Consider the following 237-nt stretch of genomic DNA (forward strand, 5'->3'; position numbering starts at 1 on the left):
CAACTGGTTTTGAAATGAGTGGAGATGGGGTTGTAAAAGTTACTAAAGGCGATATAAATACTATTGTTAGTAGTTTTGAAAATACAGGCGGTGTTTATATTACAGAAGGGAATTTAAATGCTAATAACTCAAGTTTTACAAGTGATGTAAATATTGCTAAGGGCGATTTAAAAGCTTTAGGGAATTTGTTAGAAGAAAAAAGAGATGAAAGTGGCGAAAGAGTAAAAGATAAAAACG

1 protein-coding gene is annotated in these 237 nt (G+C 31.6%); it reads left to right on the plus strand.

Annotated features, from left to right (window positions below):
* A partial coding sequence (locus tag KJQ99_RS11510) for a hypothetical protein (protein WP_214150788.1) occupies positions 1-237 on the plus strand: 237 nt, incomplete at both ends.

This window comes from Campylobacter sp. 2018MI13 (genome assembly GCF_018501135.1).
Taxonomy (GTDB): Bacteria; Campylobacterota; Campylobacteria; order Campylobacterales; family Campylobacteraceae; genus Campylobacter_E.